This window comes from Thermosynechococcus sp. B1 (assembly GCF_030322985.1).
Classification (GTDB): Bacteria; Cyanobacteriota; Cyanobacteriia; order Thermosynechococcales; family Thermosynechococcaceae; genus Thermosynechococcus.
Window position 1 is genome coordinate 2,234,863 of the sequence record NZ_CP096573.1, and the last position, 26,450, is coordinate 2,261,312.

The 26,450-nt window shown below is 54.3% G+C and carries 23 protein-coding genes, 2 tRNA genes and 1 other RNA gene; 14 read left to right on the forward strand and 12 right to left on the reverse strand.

Annotated elements, in window-relative coordinates; all coding sequences use genetic code 11:
* The first annotated feature begins 48 nt into the window (after positions 1-48).
* Positions 49-434, forward strand: a transfer-messenger RNA (tmRNA) gene (ssrA, locus tag M0644_RS11085).
* Here ssrA and M0644_RS11090 read toward each other — a convergent pair.
* A complete protein-coding gene (locus tag M0644_RS11090) occupies positions 432-2,234 on the reverse strand; it encodes an N-acetylmuramoyl-L-alanine amidase (RefSeq protein WP_286625722.1) in 1,803 nt (600 codons plus the stop codon). The genes ssrA and M0644_RS11090 overlap by 3 nt on opposite strands.
* 270 nt (positions 2,235-2,504) lie before the next feature.
* Here M0644_RS11090 and M0644_RS11095 point away from each other — a divergent pair, with 270 nt between their 5' ends.
* Positions 2,505-2,996, forward strand: coding sequence for a metal-binding protein (locus M0644_RS11095; RefSeq protein WP_286625723.1), 492 nt, complete (start codon positions 2,505-2,507; stop codon positions 2,994-2,996).
* Here the strand turns inward: M0644_RS11095 and M0644_RS11100 are convergent.
* Positions 2,993-3,238, reverse strand: coding sequence for a DUF6439 family protein (locus tag M0644_RS11100; RefSeq protein WP_149820848.1), 246 nt, complete (start codon positions 3,236-3,238; stop codon positions 2,993-2,995). The genes M0644_RS11095 and M0644_RS11100 overlap by 4 nt on opposite strands.
* A 143-nt stretch (positions 3,239-3,381) precedes the next feature.
* Here M0644_RS11100 and M0644_RS11105 point away from each other — a divergent pair, with 143 nt between their 5' ends.
* Positions 3,382-3,966: a GerMN domain-containing protein gene (locus M0644_RS11105; RefSeq protein ID WP_190278078.1), complete on the forward strand. Its 585-nt coding sequence runs from the start codon at positions 3,382-3,384 to the stop codon at positions 3,964-3,966.
* On the opposite strand, the gene M0644_RS11110 is transcribed toward M0644_RS11105, so the two are convergent.
* Entirely contained in the window at positions 3,936-5,186 is a 1,251-nt protein-coding gene (locus M0644_RS11110) for an APC family permease (RefSeq protein ID WP_286625725.1), read from the reverse strand. The two genes, M0644_RS11105 and M0644_RS11110, sit on opposite strands and share 31 nt — an antisense overlap.
* A gap of 104 nt (positions 5,187-5,290) precedes the next feature.
* Here M0644_RS11110 and M0644_RS11115 point away from each other — a divergent pair, with 104 nt between their 5' ends.
* The 6 genes from M0644_RS11115 to M0644_RS11140 all read left to right on the forward strand — a co-directional run bounded on the left by M0644_RS11115 (position 5,291) and on the right by M0644_RS11140 (position 11,819).
* Positions 5,291-6,256, forward strand: a complete 966-nt coding sequence (locus M0644_RS11115) for a hypothetical protein (protein ID WP_149820852.1) — start codon at positions 5,291-5,293, stop codon at positions 6,254-6,256.
* Positions 6,257-6,318: 62 nt separating this feature from the next.
* Complete coding sequence (locus M0644_RS11120; protein WP_149820854.1) at positions 6,319-7,266, forward strand: F0F1 ATP synthase subunit gamma; 948 nt, start codon at positions 6,319-6,321, stop codon at positions 7,264-7,266.
* A gap of 91 nt (positions 7,267-7,357) precedes the next feature.
* The gene (locus M0644_RS11125) at positions 7,358-8,347 is read left to right on the forward strand and encodes a glycosyltransferase family 4 protein (protein ID WP_286627190.1); all 990 of its coding nucleotides are present in this window, start codon (positions 7,358-7,360) and stop codon (positions 8,345-8,347) included.
* A 74-nt stretch (positions 8,348-8,421) separates the two neighbouring features.
* Complete coding sequence (locus M0644_RS11130) at positions 8,422-9,471, forward strand: SpoIID/LytB domain-containing protein (protein WP_286625729.1); 1,050 nt, start codon at positions 8,422-8,424, stop codon at positions 9,469-9,471.
* Between the two features lie 19 nt (positions 9,472-9,490).
* Positions 9,491-10,111, forward strand: a complete 621-nt coding sequence (locus tag M0644_RS11135) for a hypothetical protein (protein WP_286625730.1) — start codon at positions 9,491-9,493, stop codon at positions 10,109-10,111.
* Between the two features lie 109 nt (positions 10,112-10,220).
* Positions 10,221-11,819 (forward strand): hypothetical protein, encoded by a 1,599-nt coding sequence (locus M0644_RS11140; protein WP_286625732.1) that lies wholly within the window; start codon positions 10,221-10,223, stop codon positions 11,817-11,819.
* Positions 11,820-11,847: 28 nt separating this feature from the next.
* On the opposite strand, the gene M0644_RS11145 is transcribed toward M0644_RS11140, so the two are convergent.
* Positions 11,848-12,483 (reverse strand): TMEM165/GDT1 family protein, encoded by a 636-nt coding sequence (locus M0644_RS11145; RefSeq protein WP_286625733.1) that lies wholly within the window; start codon positions 12,481-12,483, stop codon positions 11,848-11,850.
* Positions 12,484-12,528: 45 nt separating this feature from the next.
* On the opposite strand from M0644_RS11145, the gene M0644_RS11150 reads away from it, so the two are divergent.
* Positions 12,529-13,968, forward strand: a complete 1,440-nt coding sequence (locus tag M0644_RS11150) for a TldD/PmbA family protein (RefSeq protein ID WP_286625735.1) — start codon at positions 12,529-12,531, stop codon at positions 13,966-13,968.
* Positions 13,969-13,973: 5 nt separating this feature from the next.
* On the opposite strand, the gene M0644_RS11155 is transcribed toward M0644_RS11150, so the two are convergent.
* Positions 13,974-14,055: transfer RNA gene (locus M0644_RS11155), tRNA-Leu, on the reverse strand.
* Positions 14,056-14,079: 24 nt separating this feature from the next.
* Positions 14,080-15,747, reverse strand: coding sequence for a hypothetical protein (locus tag M0644_RS11160; RefSeq protein ID WP_286625737.1), 1,668 nt, complete (start codon positions 15,745-15,747; stop codon positions 14,080-14,082).
* A gap of 113 nt (positions 15,748-15,860) precedes the next feature.
* Here M0644_RS11160 and M0644_RS11165 point away from each other — a divergent pair.
* Positions 15,861-15,934 (forward strand) — tRNA-Arg (locus tag M0644_RS11165).
* Positions 15,935-16,047: 113 nt separating this feature from the next.
* Here M0644_RS11165 and fba read toward each other — a convergent pair.
* The 5 genes from fba to M0644_RS11190 form a co-directional block, all read right to left on the reverse strand.
* Complete coding sequence (gene fba / locus M0644_RS11170; RefSeq protein ID WP_149820867.1) at positions 16,048-17,127, reverse strand: class II fructose-bisphosphate aldolase; 1,080 nt, start codon at positions 17,125-17,127, stop codon at positions 16,048-16,050.
* A 160-nt stretch (positions 17,128-17,287) separates the two neighbouring features.
* Complete coding sequence (locus M0644_RS11175; RefSeq protein WP_286625738.1) at positions 17,288-17,533, reverse strand: type II toxin-antitoxin system HicB family antitoxin; 246 nt, start codon at positions 17,531-17,533, stop codon at positions 17,288-17,290.
* A 2-nt stretch (positions 17,534-17,535) separates the two neighbouring features.
* The gene (gene hemG, locus M0644_RS11180; RefSeq protein ID WP_286625740.1) at positions 17,536-18,939 is read right to left on the reverse strand and encodes a protoporphyrinogen oxidase; all 1,404 of its coding nucleotides are present in this window, start codon (positions 18,937-18,939) and stop codon (positions 17,536-17,538) included.
* A gap of 24 nt (positions 18,940-18,963) precedes the next feature.
* Positions 18,964-19,167: a DUF2811 domain-containing protein gene (locus tag M0644_RS11185; RefSeq protein ID WP_011056228.1), complete on the reverse strand. Its 204-nt coding sequence runs from the start codon at positions 19,165-19,167 to the stop codon at positions 18,964-18,966.
* Positions 19,168-19,721: 554 nt separating this feature from the next.
* Positions 19,722-20,972 carry a Ycf66 family protein gene (locus M0644_RS11190; protein WP_286625745.1) on the reverse strand — a complete coding sequence of 417 codons (1,251 nt, stop codon included), beginning with the start codon at positions 20,970-20,972 and terminating at the stop codon, positions 19,722-19,724.
* 342 nt (positions 20,973-21,314) lie between these two features.
* Between M0644_RS11190 and murC the strand changes: the two genes are divergently transcribed.
* From murC to M0644_RS11205, 3 genes are read left to right on the forward strand one after another with little or no spacing between them, the layout of a single operon-like run.
* A complete protein-coding gene (murC, locus tag M0644_RS11195) occupies positions 21,315-22,739 on the forward strand; it encodes a UDP-N-acetylmuramate--L-alanine ligase (RefSeq protein ID WP_190278349.1) in 1,425 nt (474 codons plus the stop codon).
* The gene (gene murB / locus M0644_RS11200; protein WP_149820875.1) at positions 22,736-23,641 is read left to right on the forward strand and encodes a UDP-N-acetylmuramate dehydrogenase; all 906 of its coding nucleotides are present in this window, start codon (positions 22,736-22,738) and stop codon (positions 23,639-23,641) included. Before murC ends, murB begins: the two co-directional genes overlap by 4 nt.
* A gap of 5 nt (positions 23,642-23,646) precedes the next feature.
* Positions 23,647-24,723, forward strand: a complete 1,077-nt coding sequence (locus tag M0644_RS11205; protein WP_286625746.1) for a TPR domain-containing glycosyltransferase — start codon at positions 23,647-23,649, stop codon at positions 24,721-24,723.
* A gap of 1 nt (position 24,724) precedes the next feature.
* Here the strand turns inward: M0644_RS11205 and M0644_RS11210 are convergent, their stop codons facing one another.
* A complete protein-coding gene (locus tag M0644_RS11210; RefSeq protein ID WP_286625747.1) occupies positions 24,725-26,440 on the reverse strand; it encodes an NAD+ synthase in 1,716 nt (571 codons plus the stop codon).
* Positions 26,441-26,450: the final 10 nt, after the last annotated feature.

A 26,450-nucleotide genomic window follows, 5' to 3' on the forward strand; every position in this document is an offset into this window, starting at 1 on the left:
GTTGTCAACTCCAAAAAAATGCGCTAACTTAGGAGTAGCTCTACACAAGGGGCTGAAACGGCTTCGACGTCCTAGTGAAAGTTGGGCTGTGATGCAGGTCGAGAGTGGGCTATCTCTCGTTAATCCAGAGTCCAAACCAAAAGTAACTGCGAACAACATCGTTCCTTTCGCTCGTAAAGCTGCTGCGGTAGCCTAAGACCTCTAAACAGGTTCGAGCACTCGTTGTCCGACTCCGTTAAGGGCAGCGGGTTGACCCCAACGGATGCGCTAGGCAGTTCTCTCTGGTGGGCTGTTTAGCAAAGACTCTACCAGAGCATCCTACTGTTCGGGATAAGGAACAGTTCCCGCCTGAGGGTCAGAAAGGCTAAACCTGTGAAGGAGCAGTCGATGAATAGCTAGGGCGGACACGGGTTCGACTCCCGTCAGCTCCATCATCTTCCATGCAAAAAGTTCAAAATGCCTTGGGCGATCGCCCGTGCCATCTGCGTCCGCCATGCAGGATTTTGAAAGTTTGCGGCATCCTCTGCGCCCGTGACAAATCCTGTCTCGACAAGGGCAGAATCCATTGACGTATTGCGAATCACATAGAATCGTGCCGCCCTCACCCCGCGATCGCGAATGTTCAAGGAATTGAGAATACTATTGTGAATGGCAGATGCCAAACGACTGGAGCGTCCGGGGGCATAGTAGGTTTCTAAACCATTGACATCGGGGCGAGCCAGACTAATAGCATTGGCGTGAATACTCACAAAGGCATTTGCCCGTGCCCGTTCCGCAATGGCGACCCGAGGAGCCAAGTCTAAGTCAATGTCTGTGGTGCGGGTCATAATCACCTGCACACCTTGCTGCTGCAAAAATTGGGAAACTTGCAGGCTGATATCGAGAACAATATCCTTTTCACGAATGCCGCCAATACCAATGGCACCGGGATCGCGTCCGCCATGTCCGGGATCAATGACCACCACAAACCGGCCGCGGGGGACGGGCTGATTGGGGGGCTGAGGGGTTGCTGTGGGGGGAATATCAATTGGGGTGGGCGTACTGCTCGGAGGGTCATTTGCTCCCTGAATTTGCACCACAAACGCTTCAGCTGACAGGGGACGAGGGCCAAGGATGCGAAAGTTGGGCGCTGGGGTGAGCAGAATCGAGACGGTTTGGTTATCCTCTTGACGAAATTCAATGTTGCTTAAGGGACTACCGGTAACTAGGCGGGGTTCGCGCAGATTACTGTCCAACTGTGCTTGCCGTAGGCGAATGCGATAGCGATTGCCTTCCCAGCCCACGTTATAGAAAAGGGTGCGATCGCCCTGAATCAGCAACTCTCGTCCCCCCAAGTCAACGCGCTGAATCGTTGTGACAGGAGTTTGAGCACTGGCTGCAGGAATCACACTAGGGCGTTGGGACGGTGGCGGAGGTGGGGGTGTAATGGCCGTGGTTGAAGGCACAATCACAAAGCCATCATTACGGGGCGTCACTTGCCAATCGGCATCTTGAGGGTCAATGTCGAGGGTAATTTGGACTTGGCGATTGCTCTGAGTCCGTACCTCTGCCCGGACACGATCCCGACCAAAGCGGCGCAGTTCCAAGCGCCGCGGACTAAAGTTGCGAATCAATTCACTATTGCTGAGGAGAATTTCAATGCGATCGCGCCGAGGGCGGCGAATAGTGTAGCTTCCTTCGGGCAGGGGGCGATCGGCTAGCACTAGAAAACCTGTGGCATCTGCCCGCCAACTTCGCACTTGCAGCGGCCCTGTGGGCGTTACGGGAGGAGCAGAAGGAGGAGACGGTGGGGGTGGCGGCGGTAGCGAAACTGTTTGCTGCTGGGGGGTAGGCAGTTGCACCAACCAGTTATTAGCCGTGACTCCCCGAAAGCGCACCTGCTGCGGGTCAATTGTAAAACCAGCCGCATATTCCACCACAATCCGCGTCGTTTGGGGGTCAAACTGAGCAACCCGCACTTGGCGAATGGCACCACTGTAGTTTTGACTGATCTGGGGGCTACCGAGAACGACACCCGGCAAGTCAATGACAAGGCGGGTCGGGTTATAGACCAACTCAGCACGGGGCTGAACAGCGCGTTCGGTGCGAATTTCTAGTTGATTGGTGGCAGGGTTAAGTCGCCACAATTGTAGACGGCTGGCTGAAGCAGGCTGAGCCATGACCAGTGCAGCGGCAGGTGCCCATAGCAAACTCACTACAGCTCGAAATTGCCAAGAACGCCACGGTTGATCCATTCACGCTTCCTCCACCAGCGATGCACAATACACTGCCGAGTTGGCTAGCCAAGCCGCTCGCTCAAACGTGCTCAGCATACTTGATCGGGGACAGGTATGTGAACTGGCACACCCTGCGATTTAGTTTTGCGCGATCGCCCTTCATCAGATTCAAATTTCAGCTTGGTTCAAGTCCACTTAGACGCACACGGGTGCCAATGAGTTCTCCGATTGCATGATCTAGCCCGTTTTGCCGTAGCTTTGCCCTAGGAAATATCTGCGGAATCCTCAATGCCCAGTGGCCCTACCCACGATCGCCTGACTTGGATCGGCATGCCCCTTGTGGGCTTCACCGCCAGTGCCCTCACCCGTGATTGGATCTGGGGGGCAATTGCCAGCAGTAGCTTTGGTATTGGCGGCTTTCTCCTCAGTCCAGACCTCGATACCGCCTCTTTACCCTACTACCGTTGGGGCTGGTTGCGGGCAATATGGCTACCCTACCAAAAAGCCTTTCACCATCGTTCCTTTTGGACCCATGGCCCAGTGGTGGGCACGGTGATTCGGTTGCTCTATCTCAGCTTTTGGTTGGGGTTAGGACTGGGTCTTGTGGCCGGGGTCGCCGCATTCACAGGCCACCTTTCCCTTGTGCAGGAATGGCTACATCGTTGGCCGGGAATTGACTGGCGCTGGGGAGTTGCGATCGCCCTTGGCCTAGAGCTATCGGCACTGCTTCATGTCACCAGCGATCTGGTGGTTTCTCGGTGGCGACGCTGGCACCGCTAATGGTGGTGCGTAGGGCAAGGCGGCGCACTAATGGAGCGATCGAGCCAACCCACTGCCTGTTGGAGATGCGCCAGTGCCTCAGCATCATTTTCCTTGAGGAGATAGACCAGAGCGGCAGCCGCCTGTTCGAGGGCGCGGGCACGGCGATTTCCTTTGAGGCGATGCCAATCTTGGGGAGCAATCCTAACCGCATCAAGGAGGGCAGTGGCTAGTTCTTCTGCACGGGGAGTCGTTTGCACCATGACTTAAACTTGATCTAAGGGGAGAACTATCCTCTAGTTTAAGCAGTGGGCAACTGCCCCTAAGGCCACAGGCACTGGAACTTTACCCTTGAATCATAGCGTCTAAGGTAAAGGCAGGTGCATCCCGCCAAGGAGAGATCGTGATGGTAGCAAAAGTCACCCGCTCCCGCCCCGCCTTGATTGTGCTGGCGGTTATTGGCCTTGCCTCGGCTGGCACAGCGGCATGGCTAACCTTGAGTCCCCCCCGGCAGGGAGATCCGGTTCCTAATCCGGCGGAAGTTGCCCAGCAGCAGGAAACTCAAATCTTTTGGGTCAAGAATGAAGGGGATAGCCTCGTTTTAGTGCCCTCTACGGTACGGATCAATACCCCGGCAACGCGGCCAGAACTCTTTATTCAATCTCGTCTCGAGCGGCTTTTGGCGGGTCCTGCCAATCAAGATGTCACTACCAGCATTCCGGAAAATACCCGTGTCAATCGGGTAGAAGTCAAGGCCGATGGCATCCATGTGGATCTCTCCCCAGAGTTTACCAAAGGGGGGGGAAGTGCTTCGATGCAAGCACGCCTAGGACAGGTACTGTACACAGCAACAGTGAGTAATCCCAATGCGCCAGTTTGGATTTCCATTGGGGGTGAACCCCTGCGCGTCCTAGGGGGTGAGGGGCTAGAGGTGACGCAACCAATGACCCGGCAAGACTTTCAAACGGCCTTTGCCCTCCGCACCCAGTAGTGCCAAGCAAGTCCAAGAAGAATGAGACCACACCCCGACAGCCACACTTGGACTTCGACCCAAAAAGCCAGCCCTAGACAGCCGATTAAACCTGCAACCGCAAGCCAGCGGGGAAATTGTGGCTCCTTCAGTTGCAGTGTGGCAAGGTTGGTAATGACGTAGTAAATCAGCACGCTAAAGGCACTAAAAGACCACGTAGTTTTTACATTGCCAATCAGGATCAAGAGGGCAATCCCCCCACTCACCGCAAGAATGGCAGCAACAGGTTGTTTTCCTTGGGCTGGAATCTGAGCCAAAATTGCCGGTAAATCTCGCCGTCGCGCCATTGCCAACACCACACGGGAGAGGCCGAGCAACAGATTGAGCAAAATCCCCACCATGGCCGCGATCGCCCCCAGCGTAATCAGAGGCGGCAGCCAAGAGACACTCAATTCACTGGCGACAATCTCTAAAGAGGCAGCCGTGGTCAACTTCCCAGAGCCATGACTCCCCAGAACAATCAAGGCAACACTGAAGTAGAGCAGAACAACAATACCAATGGCTAGGGCAATGGCTCGTGGAATGGTTCGCCGAGGAGTCTTGACCTCCTCCGCCAGCACAGCAATACGGACATAGCCGGCATAGGCGACAAAGAGCAGTGCCGTTGCTTGGAGAAGATTCTTGAGCGAGAGTGGTTGCGATGCTGCCGACCAAAGTAGCCCTCCCTGTTGTTGGACGTGGCCAATGCCGACAAAGAGCAACAAACTGGTGAACGTGACTAGGAGAATCCCCAGATTCACTTGCACCGATCGCCGGATGCCCAAAAGCACCACACAGGTCAAGACCGCCAGTAGCCCCAGAGCAGCCATGATTTGCCAGCGCCCGCTATTGTCCTCTAGGCCGAGCCATTGGAAGAGATAGGCCATAGAGCCAAGGGCAGCAGTGGCTGCAGAAGCCGATTTGGCCAGTAAAAACATCCACCCCGCTGTAAAGCCGAAAGGGGGAGAAAGATAGCGATACCCATACTCGTAGGTGCCCCCACTCACAGGATGGGAGGCAGCCAATTGGGCACTACTGAGGCCATTACACAGCGCGATCGCGGCTGCTAGGATCAGGGCTATCAACACCCAAGGGCCAGCGAGGTCGGTGGCAATGCCTAAACTGACAAACAGACCCGTACCGATCATGGAACCTAGACCTGTTAAAGTGGCGCCCCACAGCCCCAATTCGCGTTTGAGCATTTTAGTCGAGTCGGTCTAGGAACGAACGCCTTCTAGCCTAGAGGATAGGGACGGCGATCGCTATAATTGGAGCAATTCTTAGCACGCGCGCAGGTATCAGGATCATGGCCAGTCCAGAACCCCCTAGCAACCAACCCGACGATCTCCTAGAAAACATCATTACTGATTTGGGTGAGTTGGACGAGCCTCCCGCACAGGATATTGATCTCAACTCCCTGACGGCTGAATTGGAGTCACTCACCCTTACCGCAGAACAGCGGGCGATCGCCCAAAACCAAGCCCTACAGGAGCAAATTAGCCAGCTCACCGCAGAACTGCACAACGTTCAACAGCAGCGAGATCAACTGAGCCAAGACCTTGCTCGCCTCCAGGAAGAAAATGCCACCTTGAGCGGCCTGCGGCAAAATCTTGAACAGGAACTGGCCCAGGCTCTCATTCAGCAAGATGAACTTCAGCAGCAACTGGTGACACTGCAACTGCAAGCCTCCCAGATTCAGGAACTGCAAAGTCAAGTGGCAACCCTGCAATCCCAAGTCTCACAAATTCAAGAACTTCAAGATCAACTTGCCTCACTGCAAACAGAAAAAACAGCTCTCGAACAACAACTTCAGGCGGTATTGGCTGCTTCACCACCCGCTCCTTTGGAGGATACCGCCCTTCTCGGTAATCCCCCAGACGCCGGCCTTGCCCAACAACTGGCGGAGATAACGCGGCAACTCACCCAAGTGGAAAGGGAGCGCGATCGCCTGCAAGAGGAACTTGCCCAAGCGCAAAATGAACTGCTCGGTCTGCAGCACGATTTAGAGGTGCTGCGCAACCAATCCGCAACCGTTGTCCCCACTGAACTCACCCTTGCTGCCCAAGAAAATCGCCAACTAAAGCGACAACAACGGCGGCGTGACACCGTGCTTTGGATCAGTGGCATTGCGGCAACGGTGGTTTCTGCTTTGAGCGTCAGCTTAAATCTGCCGCAGCCCATTGGCCGCATCATTCCCCCTGTCGCCGCTTTGGCAGTTCCTGTGATCACAACGCTGGTTGGTAGGGGTGGGTCAAGTGAAAAGACTGCTTAGGCGATCCCCCTCTGGGCTAAAATCTTAGGGCAGGGACGCTTTGCTTAGGAGTCTAGATTACCGTGCCCAATCTCAAAGCTATTCGCGATCGCATCAAAACAATCAAAGATACCCGCAAGATCACTGAAGCTATGCGCCTCGTGGCGGCAGCAAAAGTTCGCCGTGCCCAAGAGCAGGTCATGGCGAGCCGTCCCTTTGCCGATCGCTTAGCCCAGGTGCTCTATGGCTTGCAAACCCGACTGCGCTTTGAGGATGCCAATTTACCGCTATTGGCCAAGCGTCCTGTGAAGACGGTGGCGCTGCTGGTGGTGACGGGCGATCGCGGTCTGTGCGGCGGTTACAATACCAACGTCATTCGCCGTGCCAAGGAGCGTACCCAAGAACTGGAAGCCGAGGGCGTCAAGTATATTCTTGTCATTGTCGGTCGCAAGGCAGCCCAATACTTCCAGCGCCGTAATTATCCCATTGATGCCGTGTACTCTGGCCTAGAGCAAATCCCCTCCGCCAGTGAAGCGGGTCAAATTGCCAGTGAACTGCTTTCCCTCTTTCTTTCGGAAACGGTGGATCGGGTGGAACTCATCTACACCAAGTTTGTCTCCCTCATTAGTTCAAAGCCCGTTGTCCAAACCCTGCTCCCCCTCGATCCCCAAGGGCTAGAGGCGCCCGATGATGAGATTTTTCGGCTGACGACGCGGGGTTCGCATCTGGAAGTTAACCGCGAGAAAGTCACCTCAACCTTGCCCGCTTTGCCCTCCGATATGATTTTTGAGCAGGATCCCGTGCAAATTCTCGATGCCCTGCTGCCCCTGTACTTGAATAACCAGTTGCTACGGGCACTGCAAGAGGCCGCCGCCTCGGAATTGGCAGCGCGGATGACAGCAATGAATAACGCGAGCGATAATGCTCAAGCGCTGATTGGGACCCTCACCCTCTCCTACAACAAAGCGCGTCAAGCCGCCATTACCCAAGAGATTCTCGAAGTGGTGGCGGGTGCTGAGGCTCTGCGCTAGGAGTTGACCTCTGAAGCTGCTTTTTGTTTCCACTTCGGTTGGCCCTCTAGGCACAGGAAAAGGGGGCGGTGTTGAATTGACGATCCTCAATATGGCTCAGGCCTTGGGCGATCGCCAGCATACCATTCACATCCTGGCCCCCGAGGGTTCCCACTTGCCAGTGGCGACAACCATTGAACCAGTAGCGGGTGCCCTTCAAGTGCCAGCGCAGCATCAAAGCCGCGATCAACCCATTACCCTGCCGGCCAATAGTGTGTTAGCCAATATGTGGGCACGGGTGCGGCAGCTTCAACAGGAATTTGATGTCATTGTCAACTTTGCCTACGACTGGCTGCCCTTTTACCTCACTCCCTTTTTGAGTCGGCCGGTGGGGCATTTGGTGAGCATGGCCTCGGTTTCAGACGTGATGGATCAGGCGATCGCCCGTGTCATTGATGACTATCCGGGAACCATTAGTGTCTATACCCGTACCCAAGCGGCCACCTTCCCCTTTGGCGATCGCTGTGTGTGTTTGGGCAGTGGTCTGGATCTTTCCCTCTATGACTTTTGTGCAGAGCCAGAGGATTCCCTGTGCTGGCTGGGACGCATTGCTCCCGAAAAGGGACTCGAAGATGCTGTCGCCGCCGTCAATGTCACCCGCACCCCTTTGAAAATCATGGGGCAACTGCAAGATATAGACTATTGGCAGCGCATTCAAGCCAACTACCCCAATGCCCCCATTGAATATTTGGGATTTTTCTCCACTCAGGAAATGCAGGCACGCTTGCGGCGGTGTCGTGCTCTCCTACTCACCTCCCGCTGGGTTGAAGCCTTTGGCAATGTGGTCATCGAAAGCCTTGCCTGTGGCGTTCCCGTCATTGCCTACGATCGCGGTGGGCCGAGTGAAATTGTCCGTGATGGTCAAACCGGGTTTCTCATTACCCCGGATTCTGTCGAGGCCTTAATTGCTGCCATTGGCAAGATTGATCAAATTGATCGGGCGGCCTGTCGGCAGCAGGCGGAACAGGAGTATAGCTTAGCTGTTTATGGGGATAGGGTGGAGCAATGGCTACAACGGGTAGCAGTTTCCTCTCTGCCCTAAACCAGCAAATGTTGCATGGCAAATTCCGTGCTCCCCTATACAATAGGCAAGGTGCTAGTGGAGATGACACTTGGATGGGCTGGGTTCTGTTCCAAGGGACAAAGCGAGGACACTCACCCTTGCTCATTTCCTTTACGATGGCTGCGATCGCTAGTGCGGGTCTAGGGTTCTGGTTTTTGCGGAGCCTGTCCCCAACACCGATGGCTCTCTCAGAACCAATGCCTTTACCTGACCCAGTTCAACTTGAACGACCTCTGCCCCGGCCGATTTTGGATGGCCGCGATCCCCTATTAGCAACTGTCCCCAATCAAGCCCCCCAACCATCAGCGGCTACCTCTACCCACGCCAAGGCAATGTTGCCCACAGTGCCCCCTCCTGCTCTGCAACCCGTGCCTCCGAGCCAAGGTCCTGCACCCCAAGTGCGGGTGGCGATCGCCCGCGATCAAAGTCAACTGACCGTTGGCACCGCCGTAGCTACCGCTGTCACCAATGATCAACAGCAAGTGATGACGCAGCTTACCCCTTCCCAAGGGGTCGTGGTCACAGCCCGCGATGGCTTTTTGCTCTGGAATGGCCAACCCCTTGCCCCCTCCCTCTGGATTCGCCCCAGCAATCAACTTGCGTTTGTTGGCGATAAATGGTATCGCGGTGTGGTGCGCCTCATTGCCCAAGGAAACACGGTTACAGCCGTCAATCAAGTGGACTTGGAACAATACCTCGTCAGTGTCGTGGGTTCAGAGGTCTATCCCGACTGGCCAATGGAAACCCTCAAAGCCCAGGCGATCGCCGCCCGTTCCTATGCCCTTGCCCAAATGTTTCAACCCGCTAGCCGCTTTTTTGATCTGGGGAACGACGAGCGTTGGCAGGTGTATCGTGGGATTGAAACCGAGTGGAACACCACTCAAGCGGCAGTCCAAGCCACGCGGGGCATTGTCCTCACCAAAAGTGGACGAGTGATGGTTTCGATGTATGCAGCAACCGACGACATTGTGCGCGATGTCTTTGGCGGGCGTGGCATGAGCCAAACAGGTGCCTATGAACTGGGCAAGCGCGGCTATAACCACCTGCAAATTTTAGGCACCTACTATCCGGGGGCGGGTCTATCGCAACTGCAAACCCAATAACTCTTTGGAGGCCAAGTCCATGAAATCTCCTCTTTTAGCGACTGCCCTTGCCCTGACAACGGTGGTCTGCCTTCAGTACAGTGGGCGAGCAGATTCGCCCTTGACCTCCACCCCCTTCTACGAAGCCTATACCGATGTCCCCATGGTGATGCGAGCCAAGCGCAGTGGCCGCCTTGATCTGAAAATGTCGGAGTGGCTCTTTTCGCCGCAGGTTCCCACAGATCACAAAGCTGCCCTGATCAATGCCCTCGGCTGGGATTTCAACGGCAAAGCCAATGGTCAAGCCTACCGCGCCTATCTTGCCCTAAGACAGGGTACGACCCCTGAAAATATCCCGCTGGAAAGCCTTACCGCCGATGAGTTAATGGCCCTAGGGTATCTCACAGCAATGGACAACTACTTTCAACCACAGCGGGGGATGTCTTTTCTCAATATGGCACAGGAACGTGACCCCGAAAGCTATGCGATCGCGATGGTACGCGGCCTTGTGGAAGCACAAACCCTCTTTGATGTCAGTTGGTGTCAAGTCTGGCAAGCGGTGAATCACGTGGATGAAAATCCGCAACTGAAACGGGATTTACGCCCGAAGGCACGGGAGATTATCCTCAAATACATGCGCTTATACCGTCGGGATTGCTAAGTTTCAGGTTATGGGGTGTATCGAAGAGTTCATTGCAAGAACGACTCAACAAAAAGGCCACCTTGCCTTTGCCAAGGGGTGGGAAAAACTGGCGATTGATAAGTGGAGGATGAATGAGTATCAAGCAGTGATCTCAGCCCTCAACCATGCCTTAGCAATGGATCCCACCATGGCAAGATGTTGGTACCTGTTGGGCATGATCAGTGGTGTTGATAGTGATTTACAACAGGCACTAGCAGCCTACAAAAAAGCGATTGAACTGAGACCTGACTGGCAAATTGGCATTGACTTTCTCAAGTGTACGAGGTACTTGATTTACGTTTATAAAGATGTAGAAGAGCTACAGGATTGCCGTCAAAAAATCAGAGAATCCGTTGCCGAGTTCTATCAAACGTTTCAAAGTTTCTCTTTAGATAAGAAACAATATCTCTCTGAGTGGCTGGGGAATGTGAACACATTTTTACTGCCCTATCAAGGGAAAGAAACCCGCGATGTCCAACAACAGTACGGGCAGATGATCTACGAAATCATGACCAGTGTGATTCCAGCCGCCAAAGAACACCCCCCAATGCCACCAGTGAAGGTCAATGAACCCCTACGGATTGGGTTTGTTTCAGGGCACTTTCGTGCGCATACGGTTTGGAAGTTGCTGCTCCACGGCTGGCTTAAACATCTTGATAAAACACAATTTCAGCTTTATGGCTACTACGTGCGAGATTATCGCGATCGCTGGACAGGGGCCGCAGAGAGCTATTGCCATCGCTTTGTCATGGGCACTAAATCGCCTCAAGAATGGTTTGAGCAGATTCGTGCCGATCAATTACATCTAGTGATTTTCCCCGAACTGGGCATGGATCTGGAACTGATCAAGATTGCCGCTCTGAAATTAGCGCCGATTCAATGTATGTCTTGGGGGCATCCCGACACCTCTGGCTTACCCACAATTGATTATTTCCTCAGTAGTGAGTTGATGGAACCCCCTGATGGCGAAACGCATTACACAGAAAAGCTGATCAGGCTAAAAAATCTGGGGATTGCCTTTAGTCCCCCGCCACCCGATCCGCGATCGCCCATTACGCGGGAGGAATTCGGCCTCAAAAGCGATGCCGTTATCTACGGTTGCCTGCAAAGTGTCTTTAAGTACCTGCCACAGTTTGACCACATCTACCCCGAAATTGCCGCAGCAGTCGGGAATTGCCAATTTGTTTTTATTACCCACTTTATGACCAAAAACAGCCGCCAGCGGTTTGAAGGACGTCTAGAACGAGCTTTTGCTGCCAAAAACCTTGACTATAGGGCGTACTGCTTTTTCTCACGCCCCTTAAACTTCTATGGTTTTACCTCCATGTTGCATTGTCTCGATGTTTTCCTAGACAGCCTTGAATGGTCAGGGGGAAATTCTACCCTTGAAGCCCTCTACTATGCCCAAGTCCCTATGGTGACCACACCAGGACGCTTTATGCGGGGGCGGCATACCGCTGGTATTCTCACACTCCTAGAGCTACCGGAATTAATTGCGCCAGATGTTTCTGCCTATATTCAAAAAGCCATTGAACTGGGTCAAAGCGCTGAGTATCGCCAATTTATCCGCGAAAAAATTCAAAACAATCTGCCGAAGGTGTTCGAGGATCAAGCCGGGGTGCGCTCCCTTGAAGACTTTATTCGCACTGCGGTGCAGGAGTTTGCCACCTCTGGCCGCCTCCTATAACCAATTGGATTCTAGATTCAGAAGCGGCTCAAGAAGCCCTTGGCACCCCTTGCAAGGCGGTAACAATCGCGAAGATTAAAAATAGGGCACCACCGCCCAAGGTCAATGTCCGTTCGGAGATGCGTCCAGCCATCAGGCCGCCGCCTAGAACCGCGATCGCCACACAGATGCCGTGACCAAGAAGCGCGCCGAGGGCAACCCCTAGGGCATGACTGGTGGCAGCAAGGGTAATGGTGGCAATTTGGGTGCGATCGCCCCATTCAGCAATGAAGGTGAGACTAAAAGCCTCCACAAAAGTCGCCCAAGCAGGGTTACTGCCCCAACGGCTGAGATTGGCTTCCGCCTTTTCAACGGTTTCCACTGCCGCTTCACACTCCTCCTCACAGGGGCTATCCCCCATCCGCCAGCCTTGAATCAGCATCTTGAGACCAAAAATGGTGAAGAGCAAAATCGCCGCATAGAAGGTGAACTCTCGCGGTAAAAGTTGAAAGACCTTGCCCACGGCCACTGAAAGCAGTGTCATCACAATTAAAGCCGCCCATGACCCTAGGAAAACCCACCGCTTGCTGTGACGGGTCGCCAAAACCATGGCAATAAAGAAGGTCTTGTCTCCCAGCTCAGAAATCGCGATGAGGGACAGCCCCGCAGTAAAAGCCGTTAGCATAGGAAAGGATTCAAACTTTACCATTCCTTAAAGTAGCACGCTGTCATGACTGCACCGAATCTCACTGCCATCTTGAATCAGATTGATTTACCCCTCGATTGGCTAGGGCTGCGTTACGTTGAGGAGATTGTCACGACTCGCAGTGCTCGGGATGGAAATCCTGAAATGAACCAGCGATCGCGCCAGCGGGGCGTCATGGTTGAGGTGCTCGTCGATGGTCAATTTGCCTATACAGCAACCCCAGATTTGCAACCCAGTGCTATCCATCGGGCGATTCAGCAGGCCTATCAACAGGCGAAAACCGCTGCCCATTGGCGAGTCTTTAACTTTACGCCAGCGGCACGGGGCAAGGGCAAGGGACACTATCGATCGCCCCAGCGGCAACCTTTTGACCAACTTTCAGCCGCTGAATTGAATCACTTACTCCAAGACCTTTGCCATTGGCTCAAGGTTAGTGACGATATTGTCCAAACCCGTGCCTTTGTGCAAACCGTAGAGACCACTAACCAGTGGTTCACCAGTGATGGCAGTCAAATTGAACAGCAATTTTATCAAGTGCTCACCGATATGAGCGCCACGGCTCAGGGGGCAGGGGTGGTGCAGCAACGGACAGATCACGGTTGGTTAGCCCGCTGTTATCAAGGGGGTCTGGAATGGCTGACGACTGATCAATTGAGCGATCGCGCCCGCCACATTGGCGAGCAGGCCGTTGAACTCCTCAGTGCCCAAGAGTGCCCAGAAACAACGACAACACTGGTGCTCGCCCCCGATCAAATGATGCTGCAAATCCACGAGAGCATTGGTCATCCCCTAGAGCTAGACCGCATTTTGGGGGATGAGCGCAACTATGCCGGCAGCAGCTTTATTCGCCTTGAGGACTTTGGGCAGCGGCAGTACGGCTCCCCCCTCTTGAACGTCACGTTTGATCCGACCGTTGCCGGTGAACTGGCCAGCTATGCCTTTGATGATTTGGGGGTGGCGGCTGAACGCATCTATCTCATCAAGGAAGGACGCCTCCTGCGCGGTCTGGGCAGCCTTGAAAGTCAACAGCGAGCGGGTGTCCCTGGTGTTGCCAATGCCCGCGCCTGTTCTTGGAATCGTCCCCCCATTGACCGGATGGCCAATCTGAATATCGAGCCGGGCACACAATCGTTTGATCAGATTATCGGCAACATCGAGTCAGGGGTGTACATGGAGTCCAATCGCTCTTGGTCAATTGACGACTATCGCCTCAAATTTCAGTTTGGCTGCGAATATGCCAAGCGCATTGAAAATGGCCGCCTGACCAAAACCCTGCGCAACCCTAATTACCGTGGTACTACGCCTGAATTTTGGCACAGCCTCATTGCGGTGGGAGATGCCTCCACCTTCGGTATTTTTGGTACACCGTTTTGTGGTAAGGGCGAACCCAACCAGGCCATTCGTGTCGGTCACGCTTCACCGGTGTGTGCCTTTGCCAATATCCAAGTCTTTGGTGGCGGCTAAGTCAATGGGCGAGGTCAGACTCGAACTGACATGGGGAACCCCCGCTACATTTTGAGTGTAGTGCGTCTACCATTTCGCCACTCGCCCTCAGACTTATTACTATACCATGCTTTAGGACGACTGAGTTATCTCCAGAGCGTGACAAGCGCGATCCACAAGGGTCTGTAGGGCAGGCAGTTGCTCGGTGTGTTCTGAGTAGTACAAATTGGCATTGCCGCGATCGGTGTCCTCCCAAAACTTGGGCTGAGCCTGGCGCAGGCGATCGCAATTTTGCTGAAAGAGACGCTTAAACCCCGCCAAGCCGAGAACCGCTGCATCCTCCACCATATCCTCAACAATCCGCTGCGCAAACTGAGGTTGCTGCCGTGCCAAGTAAAAGAGGGCGAGTCCCATTTGTAGTAGGCGAACCCCTGTACTTTTGCCATAGGGGCGATCGCCATTTTGGGGTTGCCGCAGTTCCGGCGGATTATCTAGGCGCAGCATTTCCTCGAGGAGTTCCAGTTGCAGTCGCTCCTCCCACTGCTGCTCGTTCACCAAGATTAAGACCTTCTTTAGCTCAGCGGCAAAGACATCAACAATGAAATACAGTGCAGGACTATTCTGTGCTAACTCATAGACTTCATTCCCGTAGGCACGTAGATAATTCACACACTTTTGGGTGAGGTGGGGTCGCTGGTAATGCACCAGACTCTCAATAAACCGCCGATAGTGAAAAGCCAAGTTATAGAGATTGCGTGCCTCGTTGTGACGACTGCCGTGTTTAATGGCAAAGCGCATCATTGTATTAAAGCGAATAATGATTAGGTCCAGTAAAATGTCATCCCCCCTACTGAGAATGCGGTGGGCGATCGCGCACATCTCAGAGCCACACAGCGACGCGAGAGGAAACTGCTCCTCCTCCAAAAAGCGCACATAGGCATTCCCAAGGAGCCGAAAACACTTTTGCTCGTAGAAGGTATGGTTCTCTTCAATTTGACCAAATTGATCAAACATGGTCTTGAAGGCAATATCCCCCATCACCGCACCGCTGAGGCGAAAGAAATAGGCCGGGTAGCTGGGTTTGCAACTGATGTAGTGCTGCAGTAGTTCACTGACTACACCAATAATTTCAGCCTGCGCCCCGCGAAACGCCACATAGGCCAGCAAATCATCCAATTGGTTCAATCCCGCGATCAGGTGAGCCTGACTACGGCGCAAAAACTGCGGTTGATAGGACACCCCATCCTTGAGAACAATGCCCAGTCGACTCATGTAGTGATACTGGCGGCGGTAAATTTGCTGAGCCACACTTTCTGGCTGGATGGACTTGAGGATGTAGAAGATGTAGGGTAGTGCCGTCAAAATTGCCAAGGGCAAGAGGCCGTATAAATTCAACAGGATGCTACCCACAGGATGCCTGCCCAAGTCCTGCAAAATCTTGATGTAGAAGATATGGGCACCCCCCAAAACCAGACACCAGACATAGATCAGGCTCGTCCAGTCCTGCATGTACAGTTCAGTAATTTTGGGGATATTTTGCGCCGCAATGGAAATCACAATGATTAACGTGCCGAGGGTGAGGCCAATCACCGAGAGCCACACCTCTGGGGCAAAGCCAGTGTCAAAGGTACCAGCAACCAAGCCAGCAAAGAACCTTGGGGCAGTTGCTTTTAGATGAGCGAGGACAAGATTAGCACTGCTATCCAAGAGGGCAAGGGCAGCCAGACTCAGACCAAAAGCCACCAGCGATCGCGGCAGATGGGGAGTGGTCAAGAACCAGCGGTGGAGTTTCTTCAGCATCTATCCGTTTGAGTCAAGGGTCTCCGCTCCCGACTATGACACACCCGCGCGCAAATTTCCTTTCGCCCCTTTGATCTCTCTGGGAATTCATGCTAGGATAGTGTTCCTGACTTGGGCTTGTAGCTTAGTGGATTAGAGCGGCTGACTACGGATCAGCAGGTCGGGGGTTCGAGTCCCTCCAAGCCCGTTGAGTAAAGCTGAATAAAACTATAGAGCTATTATTTTTTATTCAAATCAAAAAGGGTGACCGTAGCCACCCTCTATCACGTTACTTATCGTTGCTCAGCGATCGCAGAGTGCCTAGACCACCACGGTTTTCTGAGTCACTTGTTTCAGTTCGCCTTTGGCATATTTGGCAGCATAGTCATCAAGGCTGAGTTGCTTGATTTTGCTGGCGTTGCCGGCGGTGCCAAATTGCTGATAGCGATCGGCACAGACTTTTTGCATGTATTTAATGGATGGCTTCAGGAAGTGACGGGGGTCAAATTCCTTGGGTGCCAAGGCGAGAGCTTCGCGCACCGCAGCGGTAATGGCTAGGCGGTTGTCGGTGTCAATGTTCACTTTGCGGACACCGCTCTTGATGCCTTTTTGGATTTCTTCCACAGGCACGCCGTAGGTTTCAGGAATCGTGCCACCGTACTGGTTGATGATGTCAATCAAGTCTTGGGGTACGGAGCTAGAACCGTGCATCACCAAGTGGGTGTTGGGCAAACGACGGTGGATTTCTTCCACGCGGCTGATGGCGAGGATTTCACCCGTGGGTTTGCGGCTAAATTTATAGGCACCGTGGCTGGTACCAATGGCCACTGCAAGGGCATCCACTTGGGTACGCTCCACGAAGTCCACAGCTTGATCGGGGTCAGTGAGCAGCATTGAGTGATCGAGGGCACCTTCAAACCCATGACCATCTTCGGCTTCCCCTTTACCGGTTTCCAAGGAACCAAGGCAGCCGAGTTCCCCTTCCACAGAAACACCAATGGAGTGCGCGACTTTTACCACTTCGCTGGTGACGGCCACGTTGTACTCATAGCTGGCGGGGGTTTTGGCATCGGCTTCAAGGGAGCCATCCATCATCACACTGGTAAAGCCGTTGCGAATGGCGGAGTAGCAGGTGGCAGGCTCGTTACCATGGTCTTGGTGCATGACAATGGGGATGTGGGGGTAGGTTTCCACCGCAGCCAAAATCAGGTGACGCAGGAAGTTTTCCCCAGCATATTTACGGGCACCCCGCGATGCTTGCAAAATCACGGGACTGTCGGTTTCATGGGCCGCCTGCATGATGGCTTGGATTTGCTCCATGTTGTTGACGTTGAAGGCGGGAATGCCGTAACCATTTTCGGCTGCGTGATCGAGCAGCAAGCGCATGGGTACGAGTGCCATAGGGTTATGTCCTCCTTAGTAGAGCGGATGTATCGCTTCGTTAACCTTACCGATAATCTTAGGCTATGTTTGCTCGTTTATGTTACAGGGGAGCGATCGCTGGCCTATTGAGAATACAGTCCTTGTTCTATAGATAAGGGGTACCCAAAGAGGGTGAGATTCAAAAAATCTCCCGTACGGGAACTTCAATGCCGTTAATCACGGGTACGGCAATGCCCCGCGAGACATGGAAGTAGATCCAATCCTCTAAGAGTTCGGAGAGATGCTCGCGGCATTCAAGCACTGTCTTGCCATGGGCCTTGACCCCCTCAAGGTCTGGAATTTCACCGTAAATCAGTCCATCCTCTGCATTGAAGTGATAGATAGCCCGCTCAAGAGCCGCATTCATATAGTCCGACAGCGACATCCCTAGGGCTGGCCTCCTGAAAGGTAGGCAGCAACAGCAGCAGCGGTTCGATTGCCATGTTCAACACGATCGCCCAAGGCGACACCCTCAGCATAGTTACTACACAGGAAAAGGCCGGGGGTTTGACTGAGGGCATGGGTCACCTGCTGCCACTGCTCAGGGTAGCCGACAATATATTGGGGAATCGCCCGTCGCCAAACCTTCATACCGAGTAAGCGTGCCTTGGCTGCAGGTAAATCAAGGAGTCGGCTCAAATCCTGCTGCACCTGCTGGACAATGGCTTCTTCGCTGAGGCTAGCCAAATCAGGATCCGTGGCACCGCCAATAAAACTCGTAAAGACTTGCCAACCGGCGGGAGTGCGTTGGGGAAAGAGACAGGACGACCAAATGGTGCCAAGGGTGCGGATGCCCTGACCGCGAGGAATGAGTACCCCAAAGCCGGGGCGGACACTGCGCCCGAGTCCAGCGGGGTAGGCCAAGACCACACAGGCCACGGTGGGATAGGGGATGGTAGCCAAAACACGGGCGATCGCTGGTTGAAAAGGTGCTACCAACTCTGCAGTTTGATAGGCGGGCGTTGCCAAGACCACACTGCGGGCGTGCCACGTTTGCTCACCACTGCGCAGCAGGTAGCCACCCTTGGATTCTGGGGTAATTTCCTGAACCGGGGTTTGCAGGTGAATCGGTGCCTTCAATTGTTGGGCGATCGCCCGAGGTAGCACAGCCAAGCCTTCCTTAAAGGAGCCAAGTTCCCCCGGTCGCATCTGCACACCCGTAGGCGGCTTCGGTTTAGGGGCTTGTTGACGCCGTAGGCGCAGGGCACCGGCAATGAGGCCACCCCCGAGTTTTTCCAGTTGGGCAATACGGCGAAAAGCAGCAGCGGCACTCAGTTGTTGTGGATCACCCGCATAAACCCCAGAGACAAAGGGCGCCACCAGCCGTTCAGCCACCTCTTGCCCCAAATGGCGACGGAAAAATGAATGAACTGATTCATCGCCACTGCCCAGATAGGGGGGCACAAACCCAAGGGCACCAAGGGCTGCCCGCACTTTTCCCCAAGGACTGAGGAGATTTGAGGTGGCTAAGGCAAGGGGACGGGTGGGTTCTAGGGGGTAGAGGTGTCCCCGCCAGTAGATGTAGCGCGGTAGGTGGCGATCGCCCCGAATCAGTTCCGACTGCAAGCCCAGCTCAGCAATGAGTTGTAACAGGGCAGGGGTCGGTGCAAAGCTATTGGGGCCCAGTTCCCAAACAAAGCCCTCCGCTGCTTGTGTCGTAATATTCCCCCCAAGGCGATCGCTGGCCTCTAGGAGAACCACACTGTACTGGGGGGCGCTTTGCTGCAACCGCCAAGCCAGACTTAGGCCACTGAGGCCACCACCCACAATTGCGACATCTACTTCACTCACCCGTTTTGCTACCCTCCAACGTGTTTAGGATCGCTTGAACAACGAGTCGAGATAGACCCGTGCCGTGCGGCGATCGCATTCTCCATTTTGCAGCAAAAAGAGGGACAGTGCGGCCACAAAGACGCGATCCTGATCCCAATCGGGATGCCGCTCGAGGTAGTATTTCAGGGTCTCGTGTAGCTCCTCTGGAATCTCGGCAAGAATACTAATCGTGGCTTGAGCGTTCATACCGTGAGTTACCTCAATAAAACCAAGACAAAATTGCAGGCGCCATCAGCTCGCCCTGGGTAAACCTGTGGAAAACTCCCATAAAAGTTCTGACCAAATCCCCAGACCCCTGACTCAGAGCGGGATTTAGCCCTACATTCACAAGGTTTCAGAGCAAGTGAATCTCTATCCGTGGAACTCCATTGTCTGGGTTGTCTTGGGGTCTGTCAATCCTTGTTTTCACCCATCTTGGCGATCGCAATCCACGACAGAATAAGCGTTTCCGGACTTTTGGCGCTCCTTGCATTTTCCCCAAGGCTCCAGCAGCAGTTATCCCCAGAAATGTCTTGAAATCCGATCACACCGTCAAGGCCTGTGGAAAACTTTGCCCCAATCTGTGGAAAACCTTGGGAAAATTGGGGAATTTTTGGGGAAAGTTAGGGGAAAATTAAGGTTCTATTAAGGTTCGCTTCAGAGAAAATAAAAGCAGCAAAAGTCAGGGATTCATGACTTTATTAACTTTTGCGGGATTCGCGGAGCGATAAGTCCTGCCCTGTACCCGATGGCGTGAGAGGTCATAGACGGGCTTCAGGGGGCGGCCAGTCATCATCTTCAGGGGGAGTATGTTCTGGATTTTCGATGGTTGTCCCCTCTGATATTCCCTCATCCTCAATATCACTACTTTCGGGAATATCCCCTAGGAGATCGGCGGCAGCGGTGCGCGATTCTGGCACTGGAGGCAGCGTTTCTGTCGGTTCAGCATCGGGAGCAGATTCAGAGACTAGAGGCGGTTCAACCACTCCTTCAGAGGTCGCCGTCGGTTCTGGAGTCTCAACCACTGTTTCAGGAACTGCCTGTTCTGCCACTGGCTCAGGAGTTGCCGTGGGTTCTGGGGCATCAACGACTGTCTCAGGGGGCGTCACTGCTGCCGTTTCAGGAGGGGCTGGTTCTGCCACTGCCTCAGGAGTCACCGTGGATTCTGGAGTCTCAATTGCCGTTTCAGGAGATGCGTGCTCTTCTGGTGCTTCGGCGGTCACTGTGGGTTCTGGAGCGTCAACTGTTGTCTCAGGAGGAGCTGGTTCTTCTGAAGCAGTAACCGTTGCTGGTTCTGACTCCTCTGGGGTACTGGCAGTGGGCGGCTGCGGCGTTTCAACACTAGGGGTTTCTGGGGGAGTCATTTCGGCAACCCCTTCGGACGGCAGATCAGCCGGTGCGTCTGTAGGAGTGTCTGCGGTGGGACTGGCTGTTGTTTCTGCGACTGGCGCTGGTTCAGCAGATTCTTCTGGGACTGCGGCAGCTTCCTCAGTGGCTGGGGTGGGTTGTTCGGCAACGGTACTGGGGGTGCTGGTTTCCCCTGTCCACAGATCTTCTTTAATGTCGCCAGTATCCATCGGCGGTGGTGGGGTATCCACAGGAAGCTGGGGGCGATCCGGCTGTTTCTGGAGGCGATCGCGCAAGCTACTGATGAAGCCTTGCAGTTGCTCACCGATTTTTGCAAAGGTACCTTCGGGCAGCAGAGACTGGACTTTTTGCCAGAGGGCTTGAGCTTTTTGGGTGTCGGTGCGATCGCCCGGGTAGGTGAGTTGCCAGCGATAGCTGAGGGTCTGCCAACCCAACCAGAGAATTAAGGCCACTGCGGCTGCTGTTCCTAGGAGCAATCCACCGCCAATGCGATCGCCATAGATCCACAGAGTCAGGGCAAAGAATAATCCCGCGCCACTGGCCACCAGATCAAACCTACGGTACAGTTCCGGCAGGAAGAACCCCAACAGATACAAGCCTAAACTGGCGATCGCCATACTCCAAGCCAGCAAGTTCGTCAGCATTCCCAGTCCTCAGAAAGATAACGGCACACCGACAAGGCGGTATCAACCTTCTACCTTACACCGCACTGAATTTGTCTCTGCTAGAGTTTATTCTTTGTCGAACTGCTGATCCCCAAGGAAGAGGGTGCCACGGGCTGAATAAACTGTTTGCAAAAAATTTTTGGCTCAGAGTGACATATTTGCCTTGGATCTGCCAGTATTAGCCCATGAGGATTGAGGGTGACCTGCTATGATGAGCCTAAGGATTTATGCCTATTGATACTAATCTATTGATATTAATTATTGATTAACGTATTTCTTTTTGGTGGAGCAAAGGAGTTGTTTGTGGCAAATCAGCCAGTGATGGAGTTTAGTGAGCGTCCATTCCACTTCATTGGCATTGGTGGTATTGGTATGTCAGCCCTTGCCTACATTCTCGCCAAGCAGGGCTTTAGGGTGTCTGGATCCGATTTGCGTCCCAACCGCTTGACCGAGCAACTGGCTGAGTTAGGTGTGCAGATCTTTATTGGTCAGAGTGCGGCCAACCTTGAAAGGTATCCCTTTGCCCCGCTGCCTCAAGTCATCTCCTCCACTGCCATTGGCAGCGATAACCCTGAATATCAAGCGGCTCAACGATTGGGCTGTCCAATTTTTCATCGTTCCGATCTGCTGGCTGCCCTAATGCACCGTCACCAAAGTATTGCCGTTGCCGGTACCCACGGTAAGACAACCACCAGCAGCATGATTGCCTATTTGCTGTTGCAAGCCGGGCTGGATCCAACGATTATCGTCGGGGGTGAAGTGGCGGCGTGGCAGGGCAACGCCCGCGTGGGTCAAGGTCCTTACCTTGTTGCTGAAGCGGATGAGTCCGATGGCTCCCTGCGCAAATTCCATCCCCATATTGGCGTCATTACGAATATCGAGCTTGACCACCCCGATCACTACAATTCCTTGGAAGAGGTGGTGGCCACGTTTCAGCAGTTTGCTGATCAGGCAGACATTGTGATTGGCTGTGCCGATTGTCCGAATATCCACGATCGCCTGCATCATCCGCGCCTGTTGACCTATAGCCTTCAGCGACAAGCGACGGTGGACTACTGTGTGGATCATATTCAATACACCTCTGAGGGCACCACGGCACGGGTTTGGGAGCGGGGCACGTCCCTTGGCATTCTGCAACTGAGTGTCTTAGGTGCCCACAATCTCCAAAATGCTCTGGCGGTGATTGCAGTGGGACGTTATCTTGGCATTGACTTTGCCACCATTGCTGCTGCTTTATTGGAGTTTCGCGGTGCCCGCCGCCGCTTTGAAGAACGGGGACAGGTGAATGGGATTCGCTTTATTGATGACTATGCCCACCATCCCAGCGAAATTATAGCTACCCTAAAAGCAGCCCGCCTGCAGGTGGGTACGCACGCCCCTTGGCAACGGATCGTGGCAGTCTTTCAACCCCATCGCTATAGCCGCACCCAAACCTTTCTCGAGGCCTTTGGCCAGTGCTTCACCGCAGCGGATCACGTGATCTTGACGGATATCTATAGTGCGGGTGAACCCAATCCCGGCACAATTAGTGGTGCCGATGTGGCCGCCTGTGCCCGTCAGTATCATGCTGCAGTGGATTATTGCGCCACCCTTGAAGCGGTACAAACTCGCTTGGCGCATCTGCTGCAACCTGGGGATCTGGTGATCTTTCTTGGGGCTGGCAACCTCAATCAACTGATTCCGTCTGTAATGGCGGATCAAGAACAATTAAGTGTCTCTTCCCTCACTGAGGCGATCGCCCTATGACCTTGCCCTGCTTGCCCCAAACCCAGTGCCCTCTGCAACGCCACATCTCCCTTGCCGAGTTTACGACCCTGAATGTGGGTGGCTGTGCTGAATGGTTTGTGGAACCGCGTACGGTCGCTGAATTGCAGGCAGCCTACATTTGGGCGCAGGAACAGGAACTGCCAATTACGGTTTTGGGGGCAGGGTCTAATCTGCTGGTGAGCGATCGCGGTGTGGCGGGTCTTGTGATCGCAACCAAGCATCTGCGCTATCTCAAAAGTGATCTAGAAACTGGACAACTGACGGTGGGTGCGGGGTATCCCTTGCCCAAGTTGGCTCACTATGCCGCAAAACTGGGCTGGCGCGGTCTGGAGTGGATTGTTGGCATTCCCGGTACCGTAGGCGGGGCAGTGGTGATGAATGCGGGTGCCCACGGCGGCTGTACAGCGGAGCGGTTGGTGTCAGCAGTGATTTTAGAACCCGATGGCACGTTGGCGGTGGTGGCGGCACGGGAGTTGGGCTATGGCTACCGTACCTCTTGTCTTCAGAACAGCCAGCGATTGGTGTTGCAGGCCACATGGCAGCTGGAACCGGGACATGATCCAGCCCAGGTCAAAGCAGACACCCAAAAACACCTGAGCGATCGCCTGCGGACGCAGCCCTACGACTTCCCCAACTGTGGCAGTGTCTTTCGCAATCCTCAGCAGCAGGCGGCCGGTTGGTTGATTGAGCAAACGGGATTGAAGGGCTACCAGATTGGCCGCGCCCAAGTTTCCCAAAAACATGCCAACTTTATTCTCAACTGTGGCGGCGCAACAGCGATGGATGTCTATCGCTTGATTCGCCATGTACAAGCTGCTGTTGCGGATCACTGGTCCGTGTGGTTGCAGCCGGAAGTGAAGCTGATTGGTGACTTTGCCTAGTTGCTATGGCCATTACCCTCTGTATGATTGTCCGGGATGAGGCGGCACGCTTACCCCGATGCCTTGCCAGTGTGGTTGGTGTGGTGGATGAGGCGGTGATTGTGGATACGGGGTCACAGGATGAAACGGTGGCGATCGCCCGCCAGTGGGGAGCACGGGTCTATGAAGTTCCTTGGCAAGAGGATTTTGCTGCCGCTCGCAACATTGCCCTGCAATATGTCACTACCGAGTGGGTACTGGTTCTCGATGCGGATGAAACGCTGACACCGTCCTTTGCCGCCGTGCTGCCTGAGATCTGCCGACAACCGAATTGGCTGGTGGTGGTATTGCTGCGGCAGGAATTGGGCGTTGTGCCCCCCTATACTTATGTGTCGCGCCTCTTTCGTCACCATCCCGACCTCTTTTTTCAGCGTCCGTACCACGAAACGATTGATGACAGCGTTCTTGCCCTGCAACAGCGGGAACCCCATTGGCAAATTGGTCAAGTTAACCGTGTGGCCATTGTGCACAGTGGCTACCTTGGTTCCCAGCGACAACAAAAGCAGGAACGGGCGGAGCGGATCATGCGCCGCCACCTTGAGCAGCACCCTGAGGATGCCTACCTGTGGAGTAAATTGGCAGGGGTGTATCTGGCTAAAGGAGCTTGGCAGCAGGCTCAGCACTGTCTGGAGCAGGGGCTAAAGGTCAAAAGCGTCCCCCCCGCCGTTGCCTACGAACTCCACTATCAACGGGGCAATCTCTATGCCGAACGCGGTGAGTGGCCGGCAGCCATCCAAGCCTATGAAACCGCCCTCAGAACCCCCACCCCTGAGGTGATGCATCTGGCAACCTATCTGCGGCTGGCGGAGGCCCAAAAGCAATTGAAACGCTGGGGCGATGCCCTTGCCACCTACGATCGCCTGCAAGCCGTGGATCCCACCTGTGCCTTAGCCTATCAAAATCAGGGGGCACTGCTGCTGCGTTTAGGACAAGTCAGACCGGCCCTTGACAAACTGCAGCAAGCCATTCATTTACTGCAGGTTCAAAATCCCCAAGAAGCGCAACGCCTCAGCCAAGAACTGCAAGCCATGGGACTGCTGTAGCTTACCACTGGGCGGCAATCGGCATCCGCCAACCGGAACCAAAGGCGCGATCGGTCACTTTCAACCCCGGTGCCGCCTGCTGACGTTTGAATTCTGCCCGTTGAACCATGCGGCGCACCCGCTGCACCAAGTCTAGGTCGTATCCCGCAGCGGCAATTTCCTGATCTGACTGGTGGCGATCGATCATTCGTACCAAAATGCCATCGAGAATGTCGTAGGGCGGTAGGCTATCCTGATCCGTTTGACCGGGCTTGAGTTCGGCACTGGGGGCTTTGGTGAGAATGTGGGGGGGAATGACAACGGCACCAGCGATCGCCAGATCGGGAATCGGATGCCCCTGAGCGGCCTGCTGATTCAGCCAATGGCAGAGTTCATAGACACGGGTTTTCGGTACATCGGCAATGGCTGCAAGGCCACCATTCATATCGCCGTAGAGGGTGCAGTAGCCCACCGCCAGTTCGGATTTATTGCCGGTGGAAATGAGCAAGTGGCCAAACTTGTTGGCGATCGCCATCAGCAGCGTACCGCGAATACGGGCTTGGATATTTTCCTCAGCAACTCCACTGGGGGTACCAGCAAATAGAGGCGCCAGCACCTCACTGTAGGTCTGCATCAGGGGCGCAATCGGTAAGATCTGCGTGGCAATGCCCAGATTTGCGGCCAAGTCCTTAGCATCGGTGATTGAGTGATCGGAACTGTAGGGAGAGGGCATCAACACCCCCAGCACCTGTTGGTTGCCCAAGGCTGCCGTCGCGATCGCCGCCACCAAGGCGGAATCAATCCCGCCACTGAGACCAATCACCACCTGTTGAAAGCCACATTTGCGAGCATAGTCGCGCACCCCTAAAACCAAGGCTTGCCAAATTTCCTCAGGTTCGCCCGTGGCTGCAGGGGCGATCGCCGTTGGTTCGAGGTCTCCCTTTTCCCAGCGCACGGCTAGGTAGTCCTCACGAAACCCCTTGGCTTGGCTAACGATCTGCCCCTGACGATTCACCGCTAAGCTGCTGCCATCAAAAATCAAATCATCATTGCCTCCCACCTGATTGGCGTAGATTAAGGGACAGCCATATTGGCGAGCCGTATGTTCAATCAACGCCTGCCGTAACTTCGGTTTCCCCACACAGTAGGGCGATGCCGAAAGATTCACAATCAGATCTGCTCCCTGGGCCACCAATGCAGCAACCGGATTGCGCTGGTAGTGCCGCTCTCCCCAAAACTGCTCATTGTTCCAGAGGTCTTCACAGATGGTGACGCCAATTTTGAGTTGATCGCTGGCCGTCGTCAGCGTAAAGAGATTCTCCGTACCGCCGGGGGCAAAATAGCGACATTCATCAAAGACATCGTAGGTGGGCAATAACTGCTTCGCAAAGACCTGTTGCACCTGTCCCCCCTTCAGGAGGGCTGCGCCATTGTAGAGGGGCTTTTCTCCCTTGACGCCAGCGGCGGGATTGGCTAGCACTGTGCCCACTAAAACTGCCACATCAGCCGGTAAGGCAGCGGCAAGGCGGTGCAGTTCTGCTTGAATCGCTTCAACAAAGTAGCGGTTGAGGAGCAGATCCTTGGGGGGGTAGCCACAGAGGGCGAGTTCAGAGGTGATCAGCAAATCCAGAGGGTGCTGGCTGCGGATCTCTTGGACTGCGGTGAGAATTGCTTGGGCATTGGCCTTGAGACTGCCGACGGTGGGGTTCAGTTGCGCAATCCACAGATGCACAGCCATAGAAATTCCT